The organism is Bradyrhizobium sp. (assembly GCF_036009065.1).
Classification (GTDB): domain Bacteria; phylum Pseudomonadota; class Alphaproteobacteria; order Rhizobiales; family Xanthobacteraceae; genus Bradyrhizobium.
Window position 1 is genome coordinate 1 of the sequence record NZ_DASYMN010000196.1, and the last position, 2,169, is coordinate 2,169.

Annotated in this window: 1 protein-coding gene and 1 pseudogene; one reads left to right on the plus strand and one right to left on the minus strand. The window is 60.9% G+C overall.

Features of this window, described 5'->3' with window-relative positions; translation table 11 throughout:
- A pseudogene (locus tag VGP39_RS28160) lies at positions 1 to 154 on the minus strand (oxidoreductase); the annotation flags it as partial.
- Positions 155 to 312: 158 nt separating this feature from the next.
- Here VGP39_RS28160 and VGP39_RS11790 point away from each other — a divergent pair.
- Positions 313 to 2,022 (plus strand): IS1634 family transposase, encoded by a 1,710-nt coding sequence (locus VGP39_RS11790; protein ID WP_327568286.1) that lies wholly within the window; start codon positions 313 to 315, stop codon positions 2,020 to 2,022.
- Positions 2,023 to 2,169 lie beyond the last annotated feature (147 nt).

Consider the following 2,169-nt stretch of genomic DNA (forward strand, 5'->3'; position numbering starts at 1 on the left):
GTCCTTCCATTGGGCCGAAGCAGCCATAACAGCCGCGGTTATAGGTCGGACAAATCGCGCCGCAGCCGGCATGGGTGACAGGCCCGAGGCACGGCGTTCCCTTCACCATGACACACACTGTCCCGCGCAACTTGCACTCGACGCAGACGCTGTGATCGGACTTTGACAGTTACCTGCCCAAAATGGGGCTGAAAGCCGCACTCTGCCGTGGCAAAACCTGGAATTGTGCGCTTTCGTAGTGCCAATATTGCCGCGGCTTTGCCTTGACCTGTAGGCGAACTCGCCAATATTGTGCTGGCAACGGTGGCTGGCATGTATTTCCGAACAAAACGATCCGGCGGCTTCGAATATCTCCAGATGGTGGAAAGCCATCGGGTCAACGGCAAGCCGCGCCAGACCGTGGTGGCGACATTGGGCCGCCTCGACGCACTCAAGGAAACCGGCGAGCTCGACCGGCTATTGCGCTCCGGTGCCCGGTGGACCGAAAGCGGGATGCTGCTGTCCGCCGTCGAAAAGGGCGAGACCACGACGGTCGACGCCAAGCGGATCGGCCCGCCCCTCCTCTTCGAGAGACTGTGGCGCGACAGTTTTTGCCGATCGGTGATCGAAGACCTTGTGGCCGACCGCAAATTCGAGTTTCCGGTCGAGCGCGCCGTGTTCCTGACCGTGCTGCACCGGATCATGGAGCCGGGCTCGGATCGCGCCGCGGAGAAGTGGCGGTCGGCCTATTCCATCGGCGGCATGGACGCGATCGACCTCCATCACCTGTACCGGGCGATGGCCTGGCTCGGCGAAGAACTTGCCGACCAACAGGGCCGCGACCTGGTGCCCCGCACCAACAAGGATCTGATCGAGGAACAACTGTTCGCCAAACGCCGCAGCCTCTTCAATGACGTAGGGCTGACGATCTTTGATACCACCAGCCTGTATTTCGAGGGCGACGGAGGCAACACGCTTGGCCGCAACGGTCATTCCAAAGACGCTCGAGCTGATCTGCATCAGTTGGTCCTCGGCGTCGTTATCGATGAGACCGGACGACCGATCTGCAGCGAGATGTGGCCGGGCAATACGGCCGACGTGACAACCCTGATACCGGTAGTCACCAGGCTGCGGGAACGCTTCCTGCTCAATCGGGTCTGCATCATCGCCGATCGTGGCATGGTCAGCGCCAAGACCATCGCCACGCTCGAAGCCCACAAGATCGAGTACATTCTGGGCGTGCGCGAAAAGCGCAGCGTCGAAGTCGCCGCCGTACTGGCCGACAAGACCCCGTTCGTCGCGCTGACAGTTCCCAAGGCCAATGGCCGCGGCACGCTCGATCTTCAGGTCAAGGAAGTAGTTCGCAAGGTCAGGGCAGGTCAGGCCAACACCACGCGGCGTTGCCGCTACATTGTCTGTTATAATGAGGCGGAAGCCTCCAACGATGCCGCCGCTCGCGAAGCCGCCCTTGCCGGACTGGAAAAGGCGCTGCGTCAAGGCGACAAAGCGCTGGTCGGCAACAAAGGCTTCCGCCGCTTCCTCAAGACCGAAGGCGACAGCCACTTCGCCATCGACCCCGAGCGTGTCGCCGCGGCCGCCAAATTCGACGGCATCTATGTCATCCGCACCAATGCGCAGATCTCGCCGCTGGTTGTCGCGCTCCGCTATCGCGAGCGATGGATCGTGGAGGATATTTTCAGAACCGCGACATCCATCATCAATACGCGCCCGATCTTTCACCAGCGCGATGATACGATTCGCGGCCGTGTGTTCTGTTCCTTCCTTGCTCTGCTGCTGCGCAAGGAACTCATCGACCGTCTCGCCGCCGATGGGCGTCGCTATGAATGGGCCGATATCGTTCGCGATCTCGATCAGCTCGTTCAAACCGACGTCGATCAAGCCGGCAGAAGGCTTCGCCTTCGCGCCGCCGCTCCCGGTTGCGCTGGCGCCGTGTTCCAGGCCGTCGGCGTGGCGCTGCCGCCGACGATCCAAATCACCGCTCAGCCGCCGCCTGCCTCGCATGCCCAGTCGCCCAATTTGTAGACCGGACACGATCACCCAAACCGCGCACCTGTAGTGCCAAGGACTTTCTGACGGCTCATAAGGAGCTGAAAAGAAAACAAATTCTGAAAACAGGTGTCAAAGTCGGATCAGGGTGCTTGGATTGTGGAAGTTGGAGCTGTTGGTGCT